This is a genomic window from Mycobacterium scrofulaceum (assembly GCF_002086735.1).
Lineage (GTDB): Bacteria > Actinomycetota > Actinomycetes > Mycobacteriales > Mycobacteriaceae > Mycobacterium > Mycobacterium scrofulaceum.
In genome coordinates this window covers 44,813-69,389 of sequence record NZ_MVIJ01000033.1, presented here as the reverse complement: position 1 = coordinate 69,389, position 24,577 = coordinate 44,813, and the positions used below count along the sequence as shown (strand labels likewise).

General features: G+C 69.1%; 20 protein-coding genes. 13 read left to right on the top strand and 7 right to left on the bottom strand.

Going from position 1 to position 24,577, the window contains the following annotated elements; genetic code table 11:
- Both BST44_RS20035 and BST44_RS20030 read right to left on the bottom strand, forming a co-directional pair.
- The coding region (locus BST44_RS20035; protein ID WP_142274590.1) for a PPE family protein at window positions 1–637 on the bottom strand (637 nt) is incomplete at its 3' end.
- A gap of 270 nt (window positions 638–907) precedes the next feature.
- The gene (locus BST44_RS20030) at window positions 908–2,089 is read right to left on the bottom strand and encodes a cupin domain-containing protein (protein WP_083178849.1); all 1,182 of its coding nucleotides are present in this window, start codon (window positions 2,087–2,089) and stop codon (window positions 908–910) included.
- 100 nt (window positions 2,090–2,189) lie between these two features.
- On the opposite strand from BST44_RS20030, the gene uvrC reads away from it, so the two are divergent.
- From uvrC to BST44_RS20005, 5 genes are read left to right on the top strand one after another with little or no spacing between them, the layout of a single operon-like run.
- Window positions 2,190–4,142 carry an excinuclease ABC subunit UvrC gene (gene uvrC / locus BST44_RS20025; RefSeq protein ID WP_083178838.1) on the top strand — a complete coding sequence of 651 codons (1,953 nt, stop codon included), beginning with the start codon at window positions 2,190–2,192 and terminating at the stop codon, window positions 4,140–4,142.
- 19 nt (window positions 4,143–4,161) lie between these two features.
- Window positions 4,162–5,058, top strand: coding sequence for an RNase adapter RapZ (gene rapZ, locus BST44_RS20020; RefSeq protein ID WP_142274592.1), 897 nt, complete (start codon window positions 4,162–4,164; stop codon window positions 5,056–5,058).
- Window positions 5,055–6,131 carry a uridine diphosphate-N-acetylglucosamine-binding protein YvcK gene (gene yvcK / locus BST44_RS20015; protein WP_083178836.1) on the top strand — a complete coding sequence of 359 codons (1,077 nt, stop codon included), beginning with the start codon at window positions 5,055–5,057 and terminating at the stop codon, window positions 6,129–6,131. The genes rapZ and yvcK overlap by 4 nt, the downstream gene beginning before the upstream one ends.
- On the top strand, window positions 6,128–7,105 hold the full coding sequence (gene whiA / locus BST44_RS20010; protein ID WP_083178848.1) for a DNA-binding protein WhiA: 978 nt from the start codon (window positions 6,128–6,130) through the stop codon (window positions 7,103–7,105). The genes yvcK and whiA overlap by 4 nt, the downstream gene beginning before the upstream one ends.
- A gap of 53 nt (window positions 7,106–7,158) precedes the next feature.
- Window positions 7,159–8,547 (top strand): WS/DGAT/MGAT family O-acyltransferase, encoded by a 1,389-nt coding sequence (locus BST44_RS20005; protein WP_083178835.1) that lies wholly within the window; start codon window positions 7,159–7,161, stop codon window positions 8,545–8,547.
- Window positions 8,548–8,617: 70 nt separating this feature from the next.
- On the opposite strand, the gene BST44_RS20000 is transcribed toward BST44_RS20005, so the two are convergent.
- The 4 genes from BST44_RS20000 to BST44_RS19985 all read right to left on the bottom strand — a co-directional run bounded on the left by BST44_RS20000 (window position 8,618) and on the right by BST44_RS19985 (window position 13,367).
- Window positions 8,618–9,463: a DUF559 domain-containing protein gene (locus BST44_RS20000; protein ID WP_083178834.1), complete on the bottom strand. Its 846-nt coding sequence runs from the start codon at window positions 9,461–9,463 to the stop codon at window positions 8,618–8,620.
- A 185-nt stretch (window positions 9,464–9,648) separates the two neighbouring features.
- On the bottom strand, window positions 9,649–10,923 hold the full coding sequence (locus BST44_RS19995) for an alpha/beta hydrolase (protein ID WP_083178833.1): 1,275 nt from the start codon (window positions 10,921–10,923) through the stop codon (window positions 9,649–9,651).
- Entirely contained in the window at window positions 10,923–12,488 is a 1,566-nt protein-coding gene (gene fadD12, locus BST44_RS19990; protein WP_244184883.1) for an acyl-CoA ligase FadD12, read from the bottom strand. Before fadD12 ends, BST44_RS19995 begins: the two co-directional genes overlap by 1 nt.
- Before the next feature lie 69 nt (window positions 12,489–12,557).
- Window positions 12,558–13,367: a lysophospholipid acyltransferase family protein gene (locus BST44_RS19985; RefSeq protein ID WP_083178832.1), complete on the bottom strand. Its 810-nt coding sequence runs from the start codon at window positions 13,365–13,367 to the stop codon at window positions 12,558–12,560.
- A 191-nt stretch (window positions 13,368–13,558) separates the two neighbouring features.
- Here BST44_RS19985 and BST44_RS19980 point away from each other — a divergent pair, with 191 nt between their 5' ends.
- From BST44_RS19980 to tpiA, 6 genes are all read left to right on the top strand, one after another.
- Window positions 13,559–14,017, top strand: a complete 459-nt coding sequence (locus tag BST44_RS19980) for a hypothetical protein (protein WP_083178831.1) — start codon at window positions 13,559–13,561, stop codon at window positions 14,015–14,017.
- A gap of 154 nt (window positions 14,018–14,171) precedes the next feature.
- Entirely contained in the window at window positions 14,172–15,992 is a 1,821-nt protein-coding gene (locus BST44_RS19975; protein WP_083178830.1) for a DUF3556 domain-containing protein, read from the top strand.
- A complete protein-coding gene (locus tag BST44_RS19970) occupies window positions 15,989–17,410 on the top strand; it encodes a phytoene desaturase family protein (protein ID WP_083178829.1) in 1,422 nt (473 codons plus the stop codon). The genes BST44_RS19975 and BST44_RS19970 overlap by 4 nt, the downstream gene beginning before the upstream one ends.
- A gap of 134 nt (window positions 17,411–17,544) precedes the next feature.
- The gene (gap, locus tag BST44_RS19965) at window positions 17,545–18,564 is read left to right on the top strand and encodes a type I glyceraldehyde-3-phosphate dehydrogenase (RefSeq protein ID WP_083178828.1); all 1,020 of its coding nucleotides are present in this window, start codon (window positions 17,545–17,547) and stop codon (window positions 18,562–18,564) included.
- A 13-nt stretch (window positions 18,565–18,577) separates the two neighbouring features.
- Window positions 18,578–19,816: a phosphoglycerate kinase gene (locus tag BST44_RS19960; RefSeq protein ID WP_083178827.1), complete on the top strand. Its 1,239-nt coding sequence runs from the start codon at window positions 18,578–18,580 to the stop codon at window positions 19,814–19,816.
- Window positions 19,813–20,598, top strand: coding sequence for a triose-phosphate isomerase (tpiA, locus tag BST44_RS19955; protein WP_083178826.1), 786 nt, complete (start codon window positions 19,813–19,815; stop codon window positions 20,596–20,598). Before BST44_RS19960 ends, tpiA begins: the two co-directional genes overlap by 4 nt.
- A 4-nt stretch (window positions 20,599–20,602) precedes the next feature.
- Here tpiA and BST44_RS19950 read toward each other — a convergent pair whose 3' ends face one another.
- Window positions 20,603–21,289: a PAS and ANTAR domain-containing protein gene (locus BST44_RS19950; protein ID WP_083178846.1), complete on the bottom strand. Its 687-nt coding sequence runs from the start codon at window positions 21,287–21,289 to the stop codon at window positions 20,603–20,605.
- Window positions 21,290–21,475: 186 nt separating this feature from the next.
- Between BST44_RS19950 and secG the strand changes: the two genes are divergently transcribed.
- Window positions 21,476–21,709: a preprotein translocase subunit SecG gene (secG, locus tag BST44_RS19945; protein WP_040624202.1), complete on the top strand. Its 234-nt coding sequence runs from the start codon at window positions 21,476–21,478 to the stop codon at window positions 21,707–21,709.
- 45 nt (window positions 21,710–21,754) lie between these two features.
- Window positions 21,755–24,562 carry a phosphoenolpyruvate carboxylase gene (gene ppc, locus BST44_RS19940; RefSeq protein ID WP_083178825.1) on the top strand — a complete coding sequence of 936 codons (2,808 nt, stop codon included), beginning with the start codon at window positions 21,755–21,757 and terminating at the stop codon, window positions 24,560–24,562.
- The last annotated feature ends 15 nt before the right edge of the window (window positions 24,563–24,577 follow it).

Genomic DNA, 24,577 nt, shown 5'->3' with positions numbered 1-24,577 from the left:
CCCCCCCCCCCCCCCCCCCCCCGCCCCCCGCCCGCCCCCCCCCGCCCCCCCCCCCCCCGGCGCCCCCCCCCCCCCCCGCGGCTTGGGTGGGGGGGTTTGGCAGCGGGCTCGGCGGGGGCGGGGCGGTCGGCGGAACCCACGTCTGTGCGGTCTGGGAGACCGCTTCATAGATCGCCATCGTGGTGGCCGCCTGCAGCCACATCCGCAGATAGTCCATTTCGTTGAGCGCGATCGGAATCGTGTTCACGCCAAAGAAATTCGTCGCCACCAGTTGCGCGAAAGCGGCGTGGTTGGCTTCGATCTCCTGCAGGGTCGGCATGGCGGTCAGTGCGGCGGTATAGGCCGCGGCAACGGTCTCGGCCTCGCGGGCCGCGGCCGTGCTGTTGGCGCTGTTCTGCAACAGCCATGCCAGATAAGGCACATGGGCGGCCACGTAGGCCTCCGCGCTGGGACCCTGCCACGTCCCCGCCTGCACGGCCGCCAACAGGTCGCCGAGTTCCTGCGCCGCCGAATCGTATTCGGCGCTCAAGGCCTGCCACGCCTGCTCGGCCGCCAGCAGGGATCCCGGCCCCGGGCCGCTGGACAGCGCCGCCGAATGGACCTCGGGCGGGAAGGCGGCCCAGATCGGCATGGTCATCGGCGGCCACTCGCGGGCGTCCTTGCCGTCATGTTGCGCTCCTCCCGACGAACCGGTCAGCGGTCCCGCGTGGCCGGCGGGTGGCGGCCCGCTCAGCCACGCAACGAAGCGCTGAGCCCCGGCCCCCTGGTGGTTGGGGACCTAGTGGTCGTCAGCGCTTTCGCGATGCGGCGCGGGTCGACCAGAAATCCGCATGTACCGAAGGTTACGCCGGAAAAGTCCGCAAATAAGGATAAAAATCGCGCTTCACCGGAGATGTGAAGGGAACTGTCAGCCTTCGGACAGCCGGACCAGGAATCCGTTCAGGATCAACGTCTGCGCCAGCCCGACCTGCTGTGCGCTGCTCAGCCCCGGTAGCGCGCCGACCCGGAACGGCTCGGTGCTGGCGGCGAGGAACAGCATGGCCGCTTCGTGGTCGGCGCCGGCGGCCACCGACAGCTGCGCGAACCGTAGGACGACGCGGTCGTCGACGCGCGCCACCCGCGCATAGAGCGGTTCGTACTTCGCCACCAGCGTTCGCCCGTCGATCCCGACGGTGTCGCTGACCCGCCCGACCGGCGGGCATCGGCCCCGCCGGACCAAGACGTCGGCCAGCGTGTCGAGGCTTTCGGTGAGGATCGCGGGATCCTCGAGGGATCGCAGGCCATCGCGCACGAGCTCGCCCAGACCGGTGCGGGCGGTGGCGTCATCCAGGTGTCGTGGCGACAAGCGGGCGTGCATGCGGGGGTCGCGCAGACTCAGCGCGTGCAGCTGGTGGGTGAGCAGCGTGAGCACGGTCGGCGCATGCAGCCCGATCGTCAGATGGACCGACGGCTCGGACCGCGTTTCGGCCGAATGCACTTGGCCGCGCGGCAAATACAGCACGTCGCCGGGTTGCAGGCGCACGTCGGTCGACGACGTGAGCCCGTCCGTCCCGACGCCCTTGCGTCGTTGGATCTCCTGCGGTGGCACGGCAGCTGCGTCGGACACATGCCACGTCTTGGATCCCTCGACCTGCAGGACCAGCACGTCGTGCGGGTCGTAGTGCGGGACAAAGCCGGTCGACTCCGGGGGCGTGACGTAGGCGTTGACCCTGGTCGGGAAGTTCAGCTCGACCTCGATGGAATGCGACATCGATGCGATCGTGCGCAGATAGCGCTCGACACCGTTCACCACGATCGTGTAGCCGGCGGCCAGGCCGTCGTGTACCGCGACCGGGTCCAGCCCGCCGTCGGCGCGGCGGTACGTCGCCGGATCCTTATCCTGCCCGCCCTTGACCAGCCGCACCGCCGACGGTTCCGGCTGCACATGGTCCAGCAGGGCCTCGATGGCCGAGGGCCCGGGAAGCAGCCTGTCGAAGTAGCCCGGCCGGCGGCGCCGGATGTGGTGATACCGAATGGACCAGATCTCGTCGAGGAAGGTTTCGACGCCGACGGGCTGCAGCAACCAGGCTAGGGAAGACTCGACGGTGATCCCCCAAAGGTAGTGCCGACCGGTATGCACCACACTAGACCGGCTCCCGCACGCGCCCCGCCTTTCTGGGCGCCCCGGCGACGACCACTAGCCTGGATGAGTGCCCGATCCCGCCACGTACCGTCCCCCGCCCGGGTCCATCCCGGTCGAGCCGGGCGTCTACCGATTCCGGGACACCTACGGTCGCGTCATCTACGTCGGCAAGGCCAAGAGCCTGCGCAGCCGGCTGACGTCATACTTCGCCGACGTCGCCGGCCTGCACCCGCGCACCCGGCAGATGGTGACCACCGCCGCCAAGGTCGAGTGGACGGTGGTCACCACCGAAGTCGAGGCGCTGCAGCTCGAATACAACTGGATCAAGGAGTTCGACCCGCGCTTCAACGTCCGCTACCGCGACGACAAGTCCTACCCGGTGCTGGCCGTCACCCTGAACGAGGAGTTCCCCCGGCTGATGGTCTATCGCGGCCCGCGGCGCAAGGGCGTGCGGTATTTCGGGCCTTACTCCCACGCGTGGGCCATCCGGGAAACGCTGGACCTGCTCACCCGCGTGTTCCCCGCCCGGACCTGTTCGGCCGGTGTGTTCAAGCGGCACAAGCAGATCGACCGGCCCTGCCTGCTCGGCTACATCGACAAGTGCTCGGCGCCCTGCGTCGGCCGGGTCAGCGCGGAGCAGCACCGCCAAATCGTCGACGACTTCTGCGACTTCCTGTCCGGCAAGACCGACCGCTTCGCCCGCGAGCTCGAACAGCAGATGAACGCCGCGGCCGAGCAGCTCGACTTCGAGCGGGCCGCCCGGCTGCGCGACGACCTGGGCGCGCTCAAGCGCGCGATGGAGAAGCAGGCCGTGGTGCTCGGCGACGGCACCGACGCCGACGTGGTCGCCTTCGCCGACGACGAGCTGGAGGCGGCGGTGCAGGTGTTTCACGTGCGCGGCGGCCGGGTGCGCGGCCAGCGCGGCTGGATCGTCGAAAAGCCTGGCGACCCAGGCGATTCCGGGGAAGAGCAACTGGTCGAGCAATTCCTGACCCAGTTCTACGGCGAGCAGGCCGAACTGGGCGGGGCGGCCGACGAATCCGTCAACCCGGTTCCCCGCGAGGTGCTGGTGCCGTGCCTGCCGTCCAACTCCGAGGAATTGACCAGCTGGCTGTCCGCCCTGCGCGGTTCCCGGGTGGCGCTGCGGGTGCCACGTCGCGGCGACAAGCGGGCGCTGGCCGAAACGGTGCAGCGCAACGCCAAAGAGGCTCTGCAGCAACACAAGCTGCGGCGGGCAGGCGACTTCAACGCCAGATCCGCTGCCCTGCAGAACATTCAAGAGGCCCTGGGCTTGGCCGACGCGCCGCTGCGCATCGAGTGCGTCGACATCAGCCACGTGCAGGGCACTGACGTGGTGGGTTCGCTGGTGGTGTTCGAGGACGGCCTGCCGCGCAAGTCGGATTACCGCCACTTCGGCATCCGCGAAGCCGCCGGGCAGGGACGCTCCGACGACGTCGCCTCGATCGCCGAGGTCACCCGCCGCCGGTTCGCGCGGCACCTGAGCGAGCAGAGCGATCCCAATATGCTTTCGGCCGAAGGCAAGTCGCGGCGGTTCGCCTATCCGCCCAACCTCTACGTGGTCGACGGCGGCGCGCCGCAGGTCAACGCGGCCAGCGCCGTGCTGGAAGAACTCGGCATCACCGACGTCGCGGTGATCGGGCTTGCCAAGCGGCTGGAAGAGATCTGGGTGCCGTCCGAGCCGGATCCCGTCATCATGCCGCGCAACAGCGAAGGGCTTTATCTGCTGCAGCGGATTCGTGACGAGGCGCATCGGTTCGCCATCACCTACCATCGCAGCAAGCGATCCCGGCGAATGACCGCCTCGGCGCTGGATTCGGTGCCAGGATTGGGGGAACATCGGCGCAAGGCGCTGGTGACCCATTTCGGATCGATAGCCCGCCTCAAGGAGGCCACCGTCGACCAGATCACGGCCGTTCCCGGTATCGGTGTGGCCACCGCCACCGCCGTCCTGGAAGCGTTGCGGCCCGAGAGCAGCCCGGAGAAGCCGAATGACGGGTGAGTTGGCCGAGGGCCGCCCGATGGACACCCGCCCGGAGGGCGGGGCGGGCATCGACGTCGTTCTGGTGACCGGATTGTCGGGCGCCGGGCGGGGTACTGCTGCCAAGGTGCTCGAGGACCTCGGCTGGTACGTGGCCGACAACCTGCCGCCCCAGCTGATCACCCGCATGGTCGATTTCGGGCTGGCCGCCGGTTCCCGGATCACCCAACTGGCGGTGGTGATGGACGTGCGGTCGCGCGGCTTCACCGGTGATCTCGACGAGGTGCGCACCGAGCTGGCCACCCGCAACATCCGCCCGCGCGTGGTGTTCATGGAGGCGTCCGACGACATGCTGGTGCGCCGCTACGAGCAGAACCGGCGCAGCCACCCGCTACAGGGCGACCAGACCCTGGCCGAGGGCATCGCCGCGGAGCGCCGGATGCTGGCCCCGGTGCGCGCCACCGCCGACCTGATCATCGACACGTCGACGCTCTCGGTGCGGGGCCTGCGGGAGAGCATCGAGCGCGCGTTCGGCGGCGACGCCAGCCCGTCCATCAGCGTCACCGTCGAATCGTTCGGCTTCAAGTACGGCCTGCCGATGGATGCCGACATGGTGATGGACGTGCGGTTCCTGCCCAACCCGCACTGGGTCGACGAGCTGCGCCCGCTCACCGGACAGGACCCGGCGGTCAGCGAGTACGTGTTGAGTCAGCCCGGCGCCGCGGACTTCCTCGATGCCTACCATCGGTTGCTGTCGTTGGTCGTGGACGGTTATCGCCGGGAGGGCAAGCGCTACATGACGGTCGCCATCGGCTGCACCGGCGGCAAACACCGCAGCGTCGCGATCGCCGAGGCGCTGATGCGGCTGCTGAAGGCCCAGGAATTCGACGCTCAGCTGTCGGTGCGGGCGCTGCACCGGGATCTGGGTCGCGAATGAATGCGCCGGCGGGCCCCCCGAGCATCAACAGCATCGTCGCGCTGGGCGGCGGGCACGGCCTGTACGCGACGCTGTCCGCGGCCCGCCGGCTGACCCCGCACGTGACCGCCGTGGTGACCGTCGCCGACGACGGCGGATCGTCCGGGCGGCTGCGCAGCGAATTGGACGTCGTGCCACCGGGGGACCTGCGAATGGCGTTGGCGGCTTTGGCATCCGACAGCCCACACGGTCGGCTGTGGGCGACCATCCTGCAGCACCGCTTCGGCGGCACCGGGGCGTTGGCCGGGCACCCGATCGGCAACCTGATGCTCGCCGGGCTGTCCGAGGTGCTGGCCGATCCGGTGGCGGCCCTCGACGAGCTGGGCCGCATCCTGGGGGTCAAGGGCCGGGTGCTGCCGATGTGCCCGATCGCGCTGCAGATCGAGGCCGACGTGTCCGGCCTGGAGACCGACCCGCGGATATTCCACCTGATCCGTGGCCAGGTGGCGATCGCCACCACGCCGGGCAAGGTGCGGCGGGTGCGGCTGCTGCCGTCCGACCCGCCGGCGACCCGGCAGGCGGTCGACGCGATCATGGCCGCCGACCTGGTGGTGCTGGGTCCGGGCTCGTGGTTCACCAGCGTGATCCCGCACGTGCTGGTGCCGGGGCTGGCGGCGGCGCTGCGGGCCACCACGGCCCGCCGCGCGCTGGTGCTCAACCTGGTGGCGGAGCCGGGGGAGACGGCCGGCTTCTCCGTCGAGCGCCATCTGCACGTGCTGGCCCAGCACGCGCCGGGGTTCACGGTGCACGACATCATCATCGACGCGGAGCGGGTGCCCGCTGAGCGGGAACGGGAGCACTTGCGCCGCACCGCGACGCTGCTTTCGGCCGAGGTCCACTTCGCCGACGTGTCCCGACCTGGTACACCTTTACATGATCCAGGCAAACTCGCGGCGGCCCTGGACGGGGTCCGGGCGGCCCACAAGGGTCCGGTCACGGCCACCGCGGACATTCGGGTCGACGGTGCAAGTCCACACAACGGTGGGAATGGGCCGGCCGGCAGCGGACCGAGGAGTGACGACGCGTGGCGATGACGACCGAAGTCAAGGACGAGCTCAGCCGCCTGGTCGTGAAATCGGTCAGTGCGCGTCGCGCGGAGGTCACGTCGCTGCTGAGGTTCGCGGGCGGGTTGCACATCGTGGGCGGCCGGGTGGTGGTGGAGGCCGAGGTTGACCTGGGCAACGTCGCGCGGCGGCTGCGCAAGGACATCTTCGAGCTGTACGGCTACAGCGCGGTTGTGCATGTGTTGTCGGCCAGCGGGATTCGCAAGACCACCCGCTACGTGCTCAGGGTGGCCAACGACGGCGAGGCGCTGGCGCGCCAGACCGGCCTGCTCGACAACCGCGGGCGGCCCGTGCGCGGGCTGCCCGCCCAGGTGGTCGGCGGCAGCGTCGGCGACGCCGAGGCCGCCTGGCGCGGTGCGTTCCTGGCGCACGGGTCGTTGACCGAGCCGGGGCGGTCGTCGGCCCTGGAGGTCAGCTGCCCCGGCCCGGAGGCCGCGCTGGCGTTGGTGGGCGCGGCGCGCCGGCTCGGCGTCAGCGCGAAGGCCCGCGAGGTGCGCGGCGCCGACCGGGTGGTGGTGCGCGACGGCGAGGCGATCGGCGCGCTGCTGACCCGGATGGGTGCCCAGGACACCCGGCTCATCTGGGAGGAGCGGCGGATGCGCCGCGAGGTGCGGGCGACGGCCAACCGGCTCGCCAACTTCGACGACGCGAACCTGCGCCGTTCGGCACGGGCCGCCGTCGCTGCGGCCGCCCGGGTGGAACGGGCGCTGGAGATCCTCGGCGACACCGTGCCCGACCACTTGTCCTCGGCCGGCAAGTTGCGCGTCGAGCACCGGCAGGCCTCGCTGGAGGAGCTCGGCCGGCTCGCCGACCCCCCGATGACGAAAGACGCTGTGGCGGGCCGCATTCGCCGGCTGCTGTCGATGGCCGACCGTAAAGCGAAGATCGAGGGCATCCCGGACACCGAGTCGGCGGTGACACCGGATTTGCTGGAAGACGCGTAACGGGTCGCGCGAATCGCTGTTCGCAACGGGTAGACGGGGGCTACGGTCGGGGGATGAAACGGCTTTCGAGCGTTGACGCGGCGTTTTGGTCGGCCGAAACCGCGGGCTGGCACATGCATGTGGGGGCACTGGCGATCTGCGACCCGAAGGAGGCGCCCGAGTACAGCTTTCAGCGCCTCCGCGAACTGATCATCGAACGGCTGCCGGAGCTCCCGCAGTTGCGGTGGCGGGTCACCGGTGCGCCGCTCGGGCTGGACCGGCCGTGGTTCGTCGAGGACGAGGACCTCGACATCGACTTTCACATCCGGCGCATCGCCGTTCCTGCGCCGGGCGGTCGCCGTGAGCTCGAGGAGCTGGTGGGCCGGTTGATGTCCTACAAGCTGGACCGGGCCCGGCCGCTGTGGGAGATGTGGGTGATCGAGGGCGTCGAGGGGGGCCGGATCGCGTCGCTGACCAAGATGCACCACGCCATCGTCGACGGCGTCTCCGGTGCGGGCCTCGGCGAGATTCTCCTGGACGTCACGCCGGAACCGCGGCCGCCGCAACAGGAAACGGTGGGGTCGCTGGTGGGTTCGCGGGTTCCGGGCATCGAGCGGCGGGCGGTGGGGGCGCTGATCAACGTCGGCGTCAAAACGCCCTTCCGCATCGCGCGGCTGCTGGAGCAGACCGTGCGCCAGCAGGTCGCCGCGCTCGGGGTGAGCGGCCGGCCCCCGCGCTACTTCGAAGCGCCCAAGACCCGGTTCAACGCGCCCGTGTCGCCGCACCGGCGGATCACCGGGTGCCGCATCGAATTGGCGCGCGCCAAGGCCGTCAAGGACGCGTACGGCGTCAAGCTCAACGACGTGGTGCTGGCGCTGGTCGCCGGCGCCGCCCGCGAGTACTTGCAGAAGCGGGGCGAGCTGCCCGCCAAGCCGCTCATCGCCCAGATCCCCGTCTCCACCCGTACCGACGACAACAAGGACGACGTCGGCAACCAGGTGAGCTCGATGACCGTCTCGCTCGCCACCGATGTCGACGACCCCGCCGAGCGGCTGCGGGCCATCCACGAGAGCACCCAGAACGCCAAGCTGATGGCCAAGGCGCTGTCGGCGCACCAGATCATGGGGCTCACCGAGACCACGCCGCCGGGACTGCTGGGGTTGGCCGCGCGGGCCTACACCGCCAGCGGGCTGTCGCGAAACCTGGCCCCCATCAACCTGGTTGTCTCCAACGTGCCCGGCCCGCCGTTCCCGTTGTACATGGCCGGCGCGAGGCTGGATTCGCTGGTGCCGCTCGGCCCGCCCGTCATGGACGTCGCCCTGAACATCACCTGCTTCTCCTACACCGATTACCTGGACTTCGGCTTCGTGACGACGCCCGAGGTGGCCAACGACATCGACGACATGGCCGACCGCATCGAGCCGGCGCTCACCGAACTCGAAAAGGCCGCCGCCCGGGAGTGAGGGGCTCGGTTCGCTCCGCCCCTCTCCGCCGAGCGTCACACTAGCGTGGCCGCGGCAGGCGAGCGTCACGCTAGCGTGACGCTCGCCTGGCCAGCGCGGCTCGTACCCGGCCGACGATGGCGGTGGGGCGGTCGCCCACGACCACTCGGATGACGATCCAGCCCATGCGCTCGAGCGTTTCGCGCCGCCTGATATCCCACGTGTATTGCCAGCGGTCCCGACGATGCTGCTCACCGTCGTACTCGGCGGCGACTTTGCAATCCTCCCAACCCATGTCGAGGTAATACGTCAGTTCACCGAACTCGTCACTGACCGGGATCTGCGTTTGTGGTCGGGGCAGCCCCGCCCGGATCAGCAACAGTCGCACCCACGTTTCCTTCGGGGACTGCGCGCCGGCGTCCGCGAGATTGATTGCCTTACGCGCCGACTGAATGCCGCGTCGGCCCGGATACCGTTCGGCCAGCAACTGGAGCTCAGCCACCTTCGAGTCCGTTGCGCGAAGCAGGTCGTCGATCACGGCTACAGCGTCGTCGACCGGATACCAACATCCCAGGTCGACGGCCGTGCGGGCCGGCGTCGTCACGGGGACACCGTCGATCAGCGTGAATTCGTCATCTTCTAGGCGGCCACTGTGAATCCGCAATCCCGGCAACGGGTTTCTGTTGCTATGCATGATCTCAACCGGTGAAGTGGCGTCCACCCACTGGGCACCATGAACAGCGGCGGCCGACAACCCCGCGATAATGCCTCGCCGACGCGACCACAGCCATGCCGCGCGAGCGCGAATGAGCGGAGAGAGCTCGGCGCCCGGGTCGACATACACGTCGTGGAACAATTTCCTGTAGTGCGTTCGCAAAGCGCTCTTGACGAGTTCTCCGTTCGCGACGGCCTCGCTGCCGATGAATGGCTCTGCCATCGCGGCAGCGTCGCATAAACCGCAACGAACGTCAGCTCAGTCTGGCCGCTTATCCACATCCAGTCACGCTGGCGTGACGCCCGCGCGGGGGCGTCACGCCAGCGTGACGCTCGCTGCTGGCACCCATCCCGTCACGCTGGGGTGACGCTCGCGGCAACGAAAACGCTCGGCGCGATGTCGCCGCCCTAGTCGCGGTCCGGCGGGTTCGTCGCGTACACCCAGGACAGGAAGCGGGCGACGGCCTCCGCGGACCGATGCGCCCTGGGCGAGCTGAAGATGTCGAAAGCATGCTGCGCGCTGGGCAATTCGGCGTAGGCGACCGGGGACTTCGACACCGCCCGCAGCTCCTCGATGAACTCCTGGGCCTCGCCGACGGGGATCAGCGAGTCGTCGCAGCCGTGCAAAACGAAGAACGGCGGCGCGTCGGCACGCAGCCGCCGGATCGGCGACGCGTCGACGTACACATCGCGGTGCGCATCGTAATCCCGCTTCACCACGAACTTTTCCAGCAGCGAGACGAATTCGGGCCGGCCCTCGCCTTTGGTGGAGAACCAGTCGTAGCGGCCGTAGATCGGGACGGCGGCCGCCACCGACGTGTCGGCGTCTTCGAAGCCCGGCTGGAATTGCGGGTCGTTGGGGGTGAGCGCCGCCAGCGCGCACAGGTGCCCGCCCGCGGAGCCGCCGGTGACGGCGACGAAGTCGGGATCGCCGCCGTAGTCGGCGATGTTCTCCTTCACCCACGCGATCGCGCGTTTGACGTCGACGATGTGGTCGGGCCAGGTGTGGCGGGGTGAGACCCGGTAACCGATCGACACGCACACCCAGCCGCGGGCGGCCAGGTGGCTCATCAGCGGATAGGCCTGCGGCCGACGCATCCCGATCATCCACGCACCGCCGGGCACCTGCAGCAGCACCGGCGCCTTAGCGTCGCGCGGCAGGTCGCGGCGGCGCCAGATGTCGGCGAGGTTGGCGCGGCCGTTGGGTCCGTAGGACACCACGTTCGTCTTCTCGACGTAGCGCCGGCGCGCCACCGTGTTGCCCAGCGGCAGGCTGCGCCGGCCGCTGCGCGTGGGCTTGGCGTGGGGCAGCTTGGCCAGCGCCTCTTCGTAGTCGTGTCCGAGCTGCTCGCGCAGCCCCGCCTCCAGCACCGGTCCCGGGGTGGTGACGCCGCGGTAGCGGATCACCCCGAGGATCGCCCACGAGGCGGCGGTCATGGCCAGCGCCGCCTTGCCGCGCCGCCCCGCGAAGTGGCCGCGCCGCGCGCGCCGCACCGCATCCAGTAGCGAGACGGAGAAATAGATGCCGGGCACCTCCGACGTCGGCCAGCCGAACCAGAAGACCAGCACGGTGCTGTAGCCCTTGCGGGCCAGCGGCCGTAATCCGTTGGCGGCATTGGCCAATTCCAGGGCGGCCCGCGCCACCGGGCGAGGGCGTACGAGGCCGCGCGACAACCGGCGCATCAGCCGGTGACCCGGGACTGCAGTTCGTTGCGCTGGATCTTGCCGGTGCTGCCGCGGGGGAGTTCATCGAGCACGGTGATTTCGCGCGGCACCTTGTAGTTGGCCAGGTTCTCGCGCACGTGCTGCTTGAGGGTGTCGACGGTGGCACCCGAGCCCGGGTTCAACACCACGAACGCGGCCAGCCGCTGGCCGTATTGCTCGTCGTCGACGCCGATCACCGCGGCCTCGGCCACGTCGGGGTGCGCCGCCAGCGTCTTCTCCACCTCGATCGGGTAGACGTTCTCGCCGCCGGAGACGATCATCTCGTCGTCGCGACCGACCACGAACAACCGCCCGGCCTCGTCCAGGTAGCCGACGTCGCCGGACGACATGAATCCCGCGTGGAAATCCTTGGTGCTACCCGAGGTGTAGCCCTCGAACTGGGTGTCGTTGCGGACGTAGATGGTGCCGACCTCACCGGTGGGCAGCTCGTTGAAATCGCCGTCCAGGATCCGGATTTCGGTCCCGCCCGCCGGCCGCCCCGCGGTGTCGGGCGCCGCGCGCAGGTCCTCCGGGGTGGCGGTGGCGATCATCCCGGCTTCGGTGGCGTTGTAGTTGTTGTAGATGACGTCGCCGAATTCGTCCATGAACGCCGTGACGACATCGGGGCGCATCCGCGAGCCGGACGCCGCCGCGAATCGCAAAGACTTGCAGCTGTACCGCTTTCGCACCTCGGGGGGCAGCTCCATGATGCGGTCGAACATCACCGGGACCACCGCCAGGCCCGTGGCCTTGTGCCGGTTGATGAGGTCGAGGGTGGCCTCCGGGTCGAATTTGCGCCGGGTGACCACGGTGCACGCCATCGACGCGGCGAAAATCAACTGCGAAAAGCCCCAGGCGTGGAACATCGGCGCCACGACCACCACCGTCTCCTCGGCCCGCCACGGCGTGCGGTCCAGGATCGCCTTGAGCGTGCCGATGCCGGCGTTGCCGCCGGTTTGGTTGGCGCCCTTGGGTGTTCCGGTGGTGCCGGAGGTCAACAGGATCATCCGGCCCTTGCGGCCGGTGCGCTCGGGCCGTTGTCCGGCGTGATCGGCGATGAGCTTCTCGACCGTAAGCCCGTCCCGCTCGCCGGAGTGCCATGCCACGACGCGGGTGGCATCCGGCGTGTCGGCCAGCGCGCGGTCCACCGTCTCGGTGAACTCCTCGTCGTAGATGACGGCGTCGACGCCTTCGCGGTTGACCACCTCGGCCAGCGCGGGCCCGGCGAACGACGTGTTGAGGAGCACGACGTCGGAGCCGATCCGGTTGGTGGCCACCACCGCCTCGACGAAGCCGCGGTGGTTGCGGCACATGACCCCGACGACCTTGGGGGTCCCCGAGGGCAATCCCTGCAGCGCCGAGGCTAACGCGTTGATCCGCTCGTCGAGCTGGCGCCAGGTCAGCGTGCCGAGCTCGTCGATCAGGCCCGGCCGGTCGGGGCAGCGCTGGGCCGCGCTGGCGAAGCCCACGGTCATCCCCATGCCCTCGCGGCGCATGGCCGCGGCCATCTTCAGGTAGCGGTCGGGCCGCATCGGCGCGATCATGCCGGCGCGCCGCAGTGTGGTGATGACGCCGAGCGCGTCGCTGATGGGACTCAACGGAGAGGCCACGGCTCAGCCCAGGATCGGGAAACGTCGCTTGGCGGCCAGGTCCGTGAGGGCCTGCTGCATCACCGACCGCACGTGCTCGTCGACCTCGTCGATGTCCGGGTCTTCGCCGAATTCGGCGGCGACGTCGATCGGATCCAACACCTGCGTGACGATCTTGGTGGGCAGGGGCAGGTTCGGCGGGATCACCGCACTGAAGCCGAAGGGGAAGCCGAACGACAGCGGCAGGATGGCGCTGCGCAGCAAACGCTTGACGCCCAGCCTCTCGGCCAGCCAGGTGCCGCGCGACAGGTACAGCTGCGTCTCCTGCCCGCCGATGGAGACCGCGGGCACGATGGGCACGCCGGTCTCGATGGCCGTCCGCACATATCCCTTGCGCCCGTTGAAGTCGATGACGTTCTCCGAGAGCGTGGGCCGGTAGGCGTCGTAGTCACCGCCGGGGAAGACGATCACGACCCCGCCGGACCGCAATGCCAGGGCCGCGTTCTCCCGGTTGGCCCGGATGTATCCGGTGCGCCGGAATAACTCCCCGGTCGGGCCGGTCATCAGGATGTCGTGGCTCAACGTGTAGACCGGCCGGTCGTAACCGAACTTCTCGTAGAAGTGGACGCTGAAGATCGGGACGTCCATCGGGAACATGCCGCCGGAGTGGTTGCCGACGACCAGCGCCCCGCCGGGCGGGAACGAACCCAGGCCGCGCACCTCCGAGCGGAAATACGCCTTTAAGAACGGGCGCATCACGCCCACCATGCGCTGGGTCAATACCGGGTCGAACTTGCCGATGTCGCCGGCATCCAAGTGATCGCTGTCGGTCACGTTCCTCCCTTGACGCTCCCGCGGGGCCGCTTCACGTTGATCCAGCCGCGTCGAGTTCCTCGATGGTAGCGACCCGGGCGCGTCGGCGGTCATGGTGTTTATCTCTTACCGCGTCTGCGGATATGGTGCCGGCCGGGTCCTGGCGCTATTGTTACGACGCCCTTCAGCGAAATCTCGAGAATGGGAATCCGATGGACGTTGCCGGTTTGTCCCAGGAGCGCACCGCCCGCGCGGCCGCCGCACGCCCCATCAACTCTCGTGACCGGCGCCCCCGCCGTTCCCACGCCAACGTGGTCCGGCCCGAACCTGCCCATCTCGGTCAGGGGCGCTCCCCGCTGGCACCGCCGCGCGACGCCGACCCGGCCGTCCCGGACGCGGCGGACCAGAGCCAGGCCGACTACTTCGTGCGCTTGCTCTCGCAGAACCGCAGGCTCATCGAGCAGCGGCTCGACGACTACCAGAAGGCCATCATCGCCGCGCAGGCCGGCGGCGACGGCGACGCCGTCTGCAACCTTCGCCGCATGGCCGCTATCGACGAGCAGGACCGGGACAGTCTGGACGACATGCTCGAGAAGTTGCGCCGCCGGTTCGCCCGGCCGCAGGGCCAGCCGACCGGCCTTTCGCCGCGGCCGCGCTCCGCGGTCCGGTAGCTCGGACCGGATTGAGTTCGCCTGCGGCGCAACGGTTTCCGCCCCTCCGGCACCGCTGCCGCGCTGAGCCGCGCGAAATCGGCCCCACCCGCATCGCGGTGCCGATACATTTGACGGGCCAACTGGTTTCTTCCGACACCGAACGAGGCCGCCCATGGGATTCATGACACCGGACCTTCCCGACGTCGATCGCGAGACCTGGCCCACTCTGCCCCGGGCCACCCGGCTGCAGGTCGTGACGCGGCACTGGGCGGAACACGGCTTCGGGACACCGTCTGCCGTGTATCTGCTGTACCTGACCAAGATCGCCGTGTACATCGCCGTCCCCGCCGCTATCATCTCGCTGACCCCGGGCCTCGGCGGGCTCGGCCGCATCGCCGACTGGTGGACGCAGCCGATCGTTTACCAGAAGGTCATAGTCTTCACGCTGCTGTTCGAGGTGACGGGCCTGGGTTGTGGGTCCGGCCCGCTGACCGGACGGTTCATGCCGCCCATCGGCGGAATCTTGTACTGGTTGCGGCCCAACACGATTCGACTGCCGGCGTGGCCTGGAAAGGTGCCATTCACCGCCGGTGACAACCGCACCATCGTTGACGTCGCCCTGTACGCAATCGTTTTGGCCGGCGGGCTGTGGGCGCTGCTGTCGCCCGGCCACGGCGGGCCGGCCACCGCGGCCGGTGACGTTGGCCTGATCGACCCCGTCCGTGTCATCCCGACGATCGTCGCGCTGGCGGTGCTGGGCCTGCGCGACAAGACCATCTTCCTGGCCGCGCGCGGCGAGCACTACTGGCTCAAGCTGTTGGTGTTCTTCTTCCCGTTCACCGATCAGATCGCGGCGTACAAGCTCATCATGCTGTTGTTGTGGTGGGGCGCCGCAACATCCAAGCTCAACCACCACTTCCCGTATGTGGTGTCGGTGATGACGAGCAATAACGCGCTGCTGCGGCCCAAACTGTTCAACCCGATCAAGCACATGCTGTACCGCGACCACATCAACGATCTGCGTCCCACCTGGTTGCCGAAGGCGATGGCCCACGTCGGCGGCACCACAGCCGAATTCGTGGTCCCGACGGTGCTGGTCTTCTTCGCCGGCGATCACCCGTGGCGGTGGTTCCTGATCGGATTCATGGTCATCTTCCACCTCAACATCATTTCCAACCTCCCGATGGGAGTTCCGTTGGAGTGGAACGTCTTCTTCATCTTCTCGCTGTTCTACCTGTTCGGGCACTACGCCTCGATCCAGGCCACCGACCTGCGTTCGCCGCTGCTGTGGGCCCTCGTCACCGCCGCGCTGGCAATCGTGATCGCAGGGAACATGTTCCCCAAGAAGATTTCGTTCCTTCCAGCGATGAGGTATTACGCCGGCAACTGGGCCTCCAGCGTGTGGTGCTTCCGCGCCGGCGCCGAGGAAAGGGTCGACGCCGAGGTTGTCAAGAGCTCCGCACTCGTCATCAACCAGCTGGCCCGGCTTTACGACCCCGAGACCGCGGAGATCATGGCGGACAAGACCGCCGCCTTCCGGGCCATGCATGTGCACGGCCGCGCGCTCAACGCCCTGGTACCTCGCGCCATCGACGACGAAGCCAATTACAAGATCCGCGAGGGCGAAATCGTCGCCGGGCCGCTCGTCGGCTGGAACTTCGGCGAGGGCCATCTGCACAACGAGCAGCTGCTCGAAGCCGTGCAGCGCCGTTGCCATTTCGAGGACGGCGACGTGCGGGTGATCGTCCTCGAGGGACAGCCGATCCACATCCAGAAGCAGTGGTACCGCATCTTCGACGCCAAGGCTGGACTGATCGAGGAAGGCTATGTCAACGTCGGGGACATGCTCGCGCGCCAGCCGTGGCCGGAGCCCGGTGACGAGTTGCCCGTGCATGTCATCGATGGCGGCGGCCGCCCGGCTTCGCCGCGCCTCGATGGCGGCGACCCGCCGCGCCCGGCTTCGCCGGGCTCGACCGAACGCAACGCCCGATGACCAGGGCCGTGGTGGTCGGCGCCGGCCCCAACGGCCTGGCGGCGGCCATTCACCTGGCCCGCAACGGCGTCGACGTGCAGGTGCTCGAGGCCCGCGACACCGTCGGCGGGGGAGCTCGCTCGGGCGAACTGACGGTGCCCGGGGTCATCCACGACCACTGCTCGGCCTTCCATCCCTTGGGCGTCGGTTCGCCGCTGTGGAAGCAGATCGACCTGCAACGGCATGGCCTGCAGTGGAAGTGGCCCGAGGTCGACTGCGCGCACCCGCTCGACGACGGCAGCGCCGGAGTGCTCTACCGGTCGCTCGACGAGACGGTGGCCCGGATGGGTTCCGACGGCACCCGGTGGCGGCGGGCGATCGGGGACCTGGCGGCGGGATTCGACGAGCTGGCCGAGGATCTGATGGGCCCGGTGCTGGGCATCCCGCGGCACCCGGTTCGCCTGGCCTCCTTCGGTCCGCGGGCGGTGCTGCCGGCCACCACCATGGCCCGCTGGTTTCGGACCGAGCAGGCGCGCGCGTTGTTCGGCGGCGCCGCCGCGCACATCTTCACCCGGCTGGACCGGCCGCTCACCGCCTCCCTGGGGTTGATGATCCTGGCCAGCGGGCACCGCTACGGCTGGCCCGTCGCGCAAGGGGGATCCGGCTCGATCAGTCGGGCGCTGTCGGCCGCCCTGACCGAGTGCGGCGGCACCGTCACCACCGGGGTGCGGGTCGCCGCCCGCAAAGACATCCCGGACGCCGACATCGTCATGCTCGACCTCAGCCCGGCCGCGGTGCTGGCCCTCTACGGCGACGCGATGCCGGGCCGGATCGCGCGGTCCTATCGCCGCTACCGCGAGGGCTCGTCGGCGTTCAAGGTCGACTTCGCGATCGAGGGCGACATCCCGTGGACGAACCCCGACTGCGCCCGGGCCGGCACCGTGCACCTCGGCGGCACGTTCGCCGAGATGGCGGACACCGAACGCCAACGCGCGCAGGGCAAGATGGTCGACCGCCCCTTCGTCCTGGTGGGGCAGCAGTACCTGGCCGACCCGTCCCGCTCGGCGGGCAACGTCAACCCGATCTGGGCGTACGCGCACGTGCCGTTCGGCTACGACGGCGACGCCACCGCCGCCGTCGTCGCGCAGATCGAGCGGTTCGCGCCGGGGTTCTCCGAGCGGGTCGTCGCGACGGTCAGCAAGGGGACGGCCGAACTGGAGGCCTACAACGCCAACTTCATCGGCGGTGACATCATCGGCGGCGCGAACGACGGGCTGCAGGTCATCTTCCGCCCCCGCATCGCCGTCGATCCCTACGCGATCGGCGTGCCGGGCGTCTACCTGTGCTCGCAGTCCACCCCGCCGGGGGCGGGCATCCACGGCCTGTGCGGTTACCACGCCGCCGAGTCGGCGCTCAGGCGGCTGAAGAAGGGCGGCTGAGCAAGCCGCGTCGCTGACGTCACCAGCGCTGGCGGGAACCGGGGCGGCAACGGCGCAGGTTGCTGATCTAGGCTGACCACGAGCGCGTAATCAGCAGGCTCAGTAAAGACATCGCCAAGACAGGGAGAGATCAAGTGACGGTCCGAGTGGGCATCAACGGCTTCGGTCGAATCGGACGAAACTTCTACCGGGCCCTCCTGGCCCAACAGGAGCAGGGCACCGCCGACATCGAGGTGGTGGCGGTCAACGACATCACCGACAACCACACGCTGGCGCACCTGCTCAAATTCGACTCGATCCTGGGGCGGCTGCCGTTCGACGTCAGCCTGGAAGGCCAGGACACCATCGTGGTGGGCCCGCGCAAGATCAAGGCGCTCGAGGTCCGGGAGGGCCCGGCGGCGTTGCCCTGGGGCGACCTGGGTGTCGACGTCGTCGTCGAGTCCACCGGGCTGTTCACCAACGCGGCCAAGGCCAAGGGCCACCTGGACGCCGGCGCGAAGAAGGTGATCATCTCGGCGCCGGCCACCGACGAGGACATCACCATCGTCCTGGGCGTCAACGACGACAAGTACGACGGCAGCCAGAACATCATCTCCAACGCGTCGTGCACCACGAACTGCCTCGGGCCGCTGGCCAAGGTGCTCAACGACGAGTTCGGCATCGTCAAGGGCCTGATGACCACCGTCCACGCCTACACCCAGGACCAGAACCTGCAGGACGGGCCGCACAAGGACCTGCGCCGGGCACGCGCCGCGGCGCTGAACATCGTGCCGACCTCGACCGGTGCGGCCAAGGCCATCGGGCTCGTGCTGCCGGAACTGAAGGGCAAGCTCGACGGGTACGCGTTGCGGGTGCCGATCCCCACCGGCTCGGTGACCGACCTCACCGCGGAGCTGTCCAAGGCCGCCAGCGCCGACGACATCAACGCGGCCTTCAAGGCCGCCGCCGAAGGCAAGCTGAAGGGCATCCTGAAGTACTACGACGCCCCGATCGTCTCCAGCGACATCGTCACCGATCCGCACAGCTCGATCTTCGACTCCGGCCTGACCAAGGTGATCGACAACCAGGCCAAGGTGGTGTCCTGGTACGACAACGAGTGGGGCTACTCCAACCGCCTCGTCGACCTCGTCGCGCTGGTCGGCAAGTCACTGTGAGCCCAAGGCAGTCGTGACAGTTCAAACTCTCAAAGACCTGCTGGCCGAAGGGGTTTCGGGACGGAGCGTGCTGGTGCGCTGCGACCTGAACGTCCCGCTCGACGAGGAAGGTGTCATCACCGACCCGGGGCGGATCACCGCATCGGTGCCGACGTTGCAGGCGCTCGTCGACGCCGGCGCCAAGGTGGTGGTCAGCGCCCATCTCGGCCGGCCGAAGAACGGGCCCGACCCGAAGCTGTCGCTGGCGCCGGTCGCCGCCGCGCTCGGTGAGCAGCTGGGCCGGCACGTGCAGCTGGCCGGTGACGTCGTCGGCGGCGACGCGCTGGCCCGCGCCGAGGGCCTCACCGACGGCGACGTCCTGCTGCTGGAGAACATCCGGTTCGATTCGCGGGAAACCAGCAAGGACGACGGCGAGCGGCTCGCGCTTGCCCGCCAATTGGCCGAATTGGTCTCGCCCGGAGGGGCTTTCGTCTCCGACGGCTTCGGGGTGGTGCACCGCAAGCAGGCCTCGGTCTACGACGTGGCCACGCTGCTGCCGCACTACGCCGGCACGCTGGTGGCCGACGAGATCCGGGTGCTCGAGCAGTTGACCAGCTCGACCACCCGTCCCTACGCGGTGGTGCTCGGCGGGTCGAAGGTGTCCGACAAGCTCGGAGTCATCGAATCGCTGGCCACCAAGGCCGACAGCATCGTGATCGGCGGCGGGATGTGCTTCACTTTCCTTGCCGCGCAAGGCTTTTCGGTGGGTAAATCGCTGCTCGAAGAAGAGATGGTCGACACCTGCCGCCGGCTGCTGGACACCTACGTCGACGTGCTGCGGCTGCCGAAGGACGTCGTGGTGGCCGAGCGGTTCGCCGCCGACTCGCCGCCGCGGACGGTGGCCGCCGACGCCATCCCGGACGACATGATCGGCCTGGACATCGGTCCGGAATCGGTCAAGCGTTTCGGGGCGCTGCTGTCCAACGCCGGCACGGTGTTCTGGAACGGCCCGATGGGCGTGTTCGAGTTCCCGGCGTTCGCCGCCGGCACCCGGGGTGTGGCCGAAGCCATCGCCGCGGCGACCGGCAAGGGCGCGTTCAGCGTGGTGGGCGGCGGTGACTCCGCGGCGGCGGTGCGTGCGCTGGGCATCCCGGAGGGCGACTTCTCGCACATCTCCACCGGCGGCGGCGCGTCGCTGGAATACCTCGAAGGCAAGACGCTGCCGGGCATCGAGGTGCTCGGCGAGCCGCAACCAGGTGGAGGAGACGCGTGAGCCGCAAGCCGCTGATCGCCGGCAACTGGAAGATGAACCTCAACCACTTCGAGGCGATCGCGCTGGTGCAGAAGATCGCGTTCGCGCTGCCGGACAAGTACTACGACAAGGTCGACGTCACCGTCCTGCCGCCGTTCACCGACCTGCGCAGCGTGCAGACCCTGGTCGACGGTGACAAGCTGCGGCTGACCTACGGCGGCCAGGACCTGTCCCAGCACGACTCGGGCGCCTACACCGGCGACGTCAGCGGCGCGTTCCTGGCCAAGCTGGGCTGCAGCTTCGTCGTGGTGGGTCATTCCGAGCGGCGCACCTATCACAACGAGGACGACGCCCTGGTGGCCGCCAAGACCGCCGCGGCCCTCAAGCACGAGCTGACCCCGATCGTGTGCATCGGCGAGCACCTGGACGTCCGCGAGGCCGGCGGGCACGTCAACCACTGCGAGGAGCAACTGCGCGGCTCGCTGGCCGGCCTGTCCGCCGAGCAGATCGGCAAGGTCGTCGTCGCCTACGAGCCGGTGTGGGCCATCGGCACCGGGCGGGTGGCGAGCGCGGCCGACGCCCAGGAGGTGTGCGCGGCGATCCGCACAACGTTGGCGTCCCTCGCCTCGTCAAAGGTCGCCGACACCGTGCGGGTGCTCTACGGCGGCTCGGTGAACGCCAAGAACATCGGCGACATCATCGCCCGCGAGGACATCGACGGGGCGTTGGTCGGCGGGGCGTCCCTGGACGGTGAGCAGTTCGCGACGCTGGCGGCGATCGCCGCCGGCGGGCCGCTTCCGTAGGGCTTCAGCCGCGGCGCGGGCCGATCCGCAGATGGGCGGTCAGGAGGATGTCGTCGTACGCGGACCGGAGCGGGTGGATGTCGCGCCGTGACAGCGCCAGGAATTCGCTGACGATCTGTCGCGCGAGCGGGCGCAGCTTGACGTTGCTTTCCTGGGATCGCCATTTCAGCAGGACGAACGCCGTCGACTCGTCGATCGCGTAGATCACCATCAACATGCCCTTGGCCCGTTCGATGACGGCTCGGTTCTTGCTGAACTTCTCCACCTCGGCGTTCAGCGCCTGCTGCTGCTCGTGGTCCAACGGCGTCACGTCGACGTAAAAGCCCTCGGTGCCAACGACTTCGCCCGCCGCATCGAGCAGCTGGTTGGCGACGACGACCACCTGGTGGATGTTGCCCTGGACGTCGACGATGCGATGACGGGTGCTGAACGCCCCGTGGTTGCGCCGGATGTCGTCGAGGGACGCGGCGATCTGGTTACGGTCGTCGGGATGTTTGTGCGCGAGCACCAATTCGGTCGTCGGGGTCACGGTGCCCGGTTCGTAGCCGTGCAACCGTGCCACCTGGTCGCACCACTCCCAGCGCTCGTCCTCGAAGTGGAAGCGAAATATCCCCATGCGCTGCGGTGCGCCACCCACCAACGCCTGCGCGACCGGGTCTTCGCCGTTCAGATCTTCAAAATTGGTTACCATCGCCACGTCCCCGTGCCGGGCACGTAGCAACTGTGCGCAAATTCAATAGCGACTGTAGCGAGGAATCGCTCGATGCCAGGCGCTTCACGGCTCGGCCGAGCATCTCACTGCTGACCCTAACACACGCCCCCGGGGCCAAGGGATGGCACCGCGTCGCGGCGATCGGCACCCGGTAAACTGCCTGTCATGGAATTGGCCCTGCAGATCACCCTCGTGGTCACCAGCGTGCTGGTGGTGTTGCTGGTGCTGCTGCACCGCGCCAAGGGTGGCGGCCTGTCGACGCTGTTCGGCGGCGGTGTGCAGTCCAGCCTTTCCGGCTCGACGGTGGTGGAGAAGAACCTGGACCGGTTGACGCTGTTCATCACCGGCATCTGGCTGGTCTCCATCATCGGAGTGGCCCTGCTGATCAAATACCGGTGACGCGTCGGCGGGCGGACCACGTGATCCGCACCGATACTGGGACACATGGTTGACGTTTCCGACATCGCGCTGGAACCGATCGGCGCCGTGCAACGGACGCTGGTCGGTCGCGAGGCCACCGAGCCGATGCGTGCCGACATCAGGCTGCTGGGCGCCATTCTGGGCGACACCGTGCGCGAGCAGAACGGGAACGAGGTCTTCGATCTGGTCGAGCGCGCCCGGGTGGAGTCGTTCCGGGTGCGCCGCTCCGAGATCGACCGGGCCGAGCTGGCGCGGATGTTCGATGGCATCGACATCCACCGTGCGATCCCGGTCATCCGCGCGTTCAGCCACTTCGCGCTGCTGGCCAACGTGGCCGAGGACATCCACCGCGAGCGCCGCCGCGCGATTCACGTCGCGGCGGGCGAGCCGCCGCAGGACAGCAGCCTGGCCGCAACCTACGCGAAACTCGATGGCGCCGAACTCGATTCGGCCACGGTGGCCGATGCGCTGCGCGGTGCCCTGATCTCACCGGTGATCACCGCCCACCCCACCGAAACCCGCCGGCGCACCGTGTTCGTCACCCAGCACCGGATCACCCAGCTGATGCGGTTGCATGCGGAGGGGCACACCGAGACCGACGACGGCCGCGACATCGAGCGCGAGTTGCGCCGCCAGGTCCTCACCCTGTGGCAGACGGCGCTGATCCGGCTGTCCCGGCTGCAGATCACCGACGAGATCGAGGTGGGGCTGCGCTACTACGCCGCCGCGTTCTTCCAGGTCATCCCGCAGGTCAACGCCGAGGTCCGCGACGCGCTGCGGGCGCGCTGGCCCGACACCGGCCTGCTCGCGGCGCCGATCGTGGCGCCCGGTTCCTGGATCGGCGGTGACCGGGACGGCAATCCGAACGTGACGGGCGACGTGGTGCGCCAGGCCACCGGCAGCGCCGCTTTCACCGCGTTGTCGCATTACCTGGCCGAACTGACCGCGCTCGAGCAGGACCTGTCGATGTCGGCAAGGCTGGTCGCCGTCACGCCCGCGTTGGCGGACCTGGCCGAGGGCTGCGGCGAGAAGGCGCGCGCCGACGAGCCGTACCGGCGGGCGGTGCGGGTGATCCGCGCCCGGCTCACCGCGACGGGCGCCGAGATCCTGGACCGCCGCCCGCAACACGAGCTGGACCTCGGCCTGGCGCCCTATTCCGCCCCGGCCGAACTGCGGGCGGACCTGGACACGATCGACGAGTCGCTGCGCGCCCATGGCAGCGCGCTGCTGGCCGACGACCGCCTGGCCCTGCTGCGAGAAGGCGTGAGCGTCTTCGGGTTTCACCTGTGCGGTCTGGACATGCGGCAGAACTCCGACGTGCACGAAGAGGTGGTGGGGGAGCTGCTGGCGTGGGCCGGGGTGCACCCGGACTACGCCTCGCTGCCCGAGGACGAGCGCGTCGCGCTGCTGGCGGGCGAGCTGGCCACCCGCCGCCCCCTGGTCGGTGATCGCTCCCAACTGACCGACCTGGCCCGCAAGGAACTCGAGGTCGTCGGCGCGGCCGCGGACGCCGTCGGGCGGTACGGACCGGCCGCCGTACCGAACTACGTCATCTCCATGTGCCGCTCGGTGTCCGACGTCCTGGAGGTGGCGATCCTGCTCAAAGAGGGCGGGCTGCTGGATGCCTCGGGGCCGCAACCGTACTGCCCGGTGGCCATCTCGCCGCTGTTCGAGACGATCGACGATCTGCACAACGGCGCGGCCATCCTGGAGGCGATGCTGGAGCTGCCGCTGTACCGGGCGGTAGCCGACGCGCAGGGCGGCCGGCAGGAGGTGATGCTCGGCTACTCCGACTCGAACAAGGACGGCGGTTACCTGGCGTCGAGCTGGGCGGTCTACCGCGCCGAACTCGCCCTGGTCGAGGTGGCCCGCAGGACCGGAATCCGGTTGCGGCTCTTCCACGGTCGCGGCGGGACCGTCGGCCGCGGGGGTGGGCCCAGCTATCAGGCCATCCTGGCGCAACCGCCGGGCGCGGTGAACGGCTCGCTGCGGCTCACCGAGCAGGGCGAGGTGATCGCCGCCAAGTACGCAGAGCCGCAGGCGGCCCGGCGCAACCTGGAGAGCTTGGTGGCGGCCACGCTGGAGTCGACGCTGCTCGATGTGGAGGGGCTGGGCGACGCCGCCGAACCGGCCTACGCGGTGCTCGACGAGGTGGCCACCCTGGCGCAGCGCGCCTACGCCGAATTGGTGCACGACACACCGGGTTTCGTCGAGTACTTCATGGCCTCCACGCCGGTCAGCGAAATCGGTTCGCTCAACATCGGCAGCCGCCCGACGTCGCGCAAACCCACGTCGTCGATCTCGGACCTGCGTGCCATCCCCTGGGTGCTGGCGTGGAGCCAATCCCGCGTCATGCTGCCCGGCTGGTACGGCACCGGGACGGCGTTCGAACAGTGGATCGCCGCCGGACCCCAGAGCGAGGACGAGCGGGTGGAAATCCTGCACGAGCTGTACGAGCGCTGGCCGTTCTTCCGCAGCGTGCTGTCCAACATGGCGCAGGTGCTGGCCAAGAGCGACCTCGGCCTGGCGGCCCGGTACGCGGAACTGGTCGAGGACGAGGAGCTGCGGGACCGGGTGTTCGACAAGATCGTCGACGAGCACCGGCGGACCATCGCGATGCATAAGCTCATCACCGGTCAGGACGATCTGCTGGCCGACAACCCCGCGCTGGCGCGGTCGGTGTTCAACCGCTTCCCCTACCTGGAGCCGCTGAACCACCTGCAGGTGGAGTTGCTGCGCCGCTACCGTTCCGGCGACGACGACGAATTGGTGCAGCGCGGCATCCTGCTGACGATGAACGGATTGGCCAGCGCGTTACGGAACAGTGGGTGACGGGCATACCTAGGC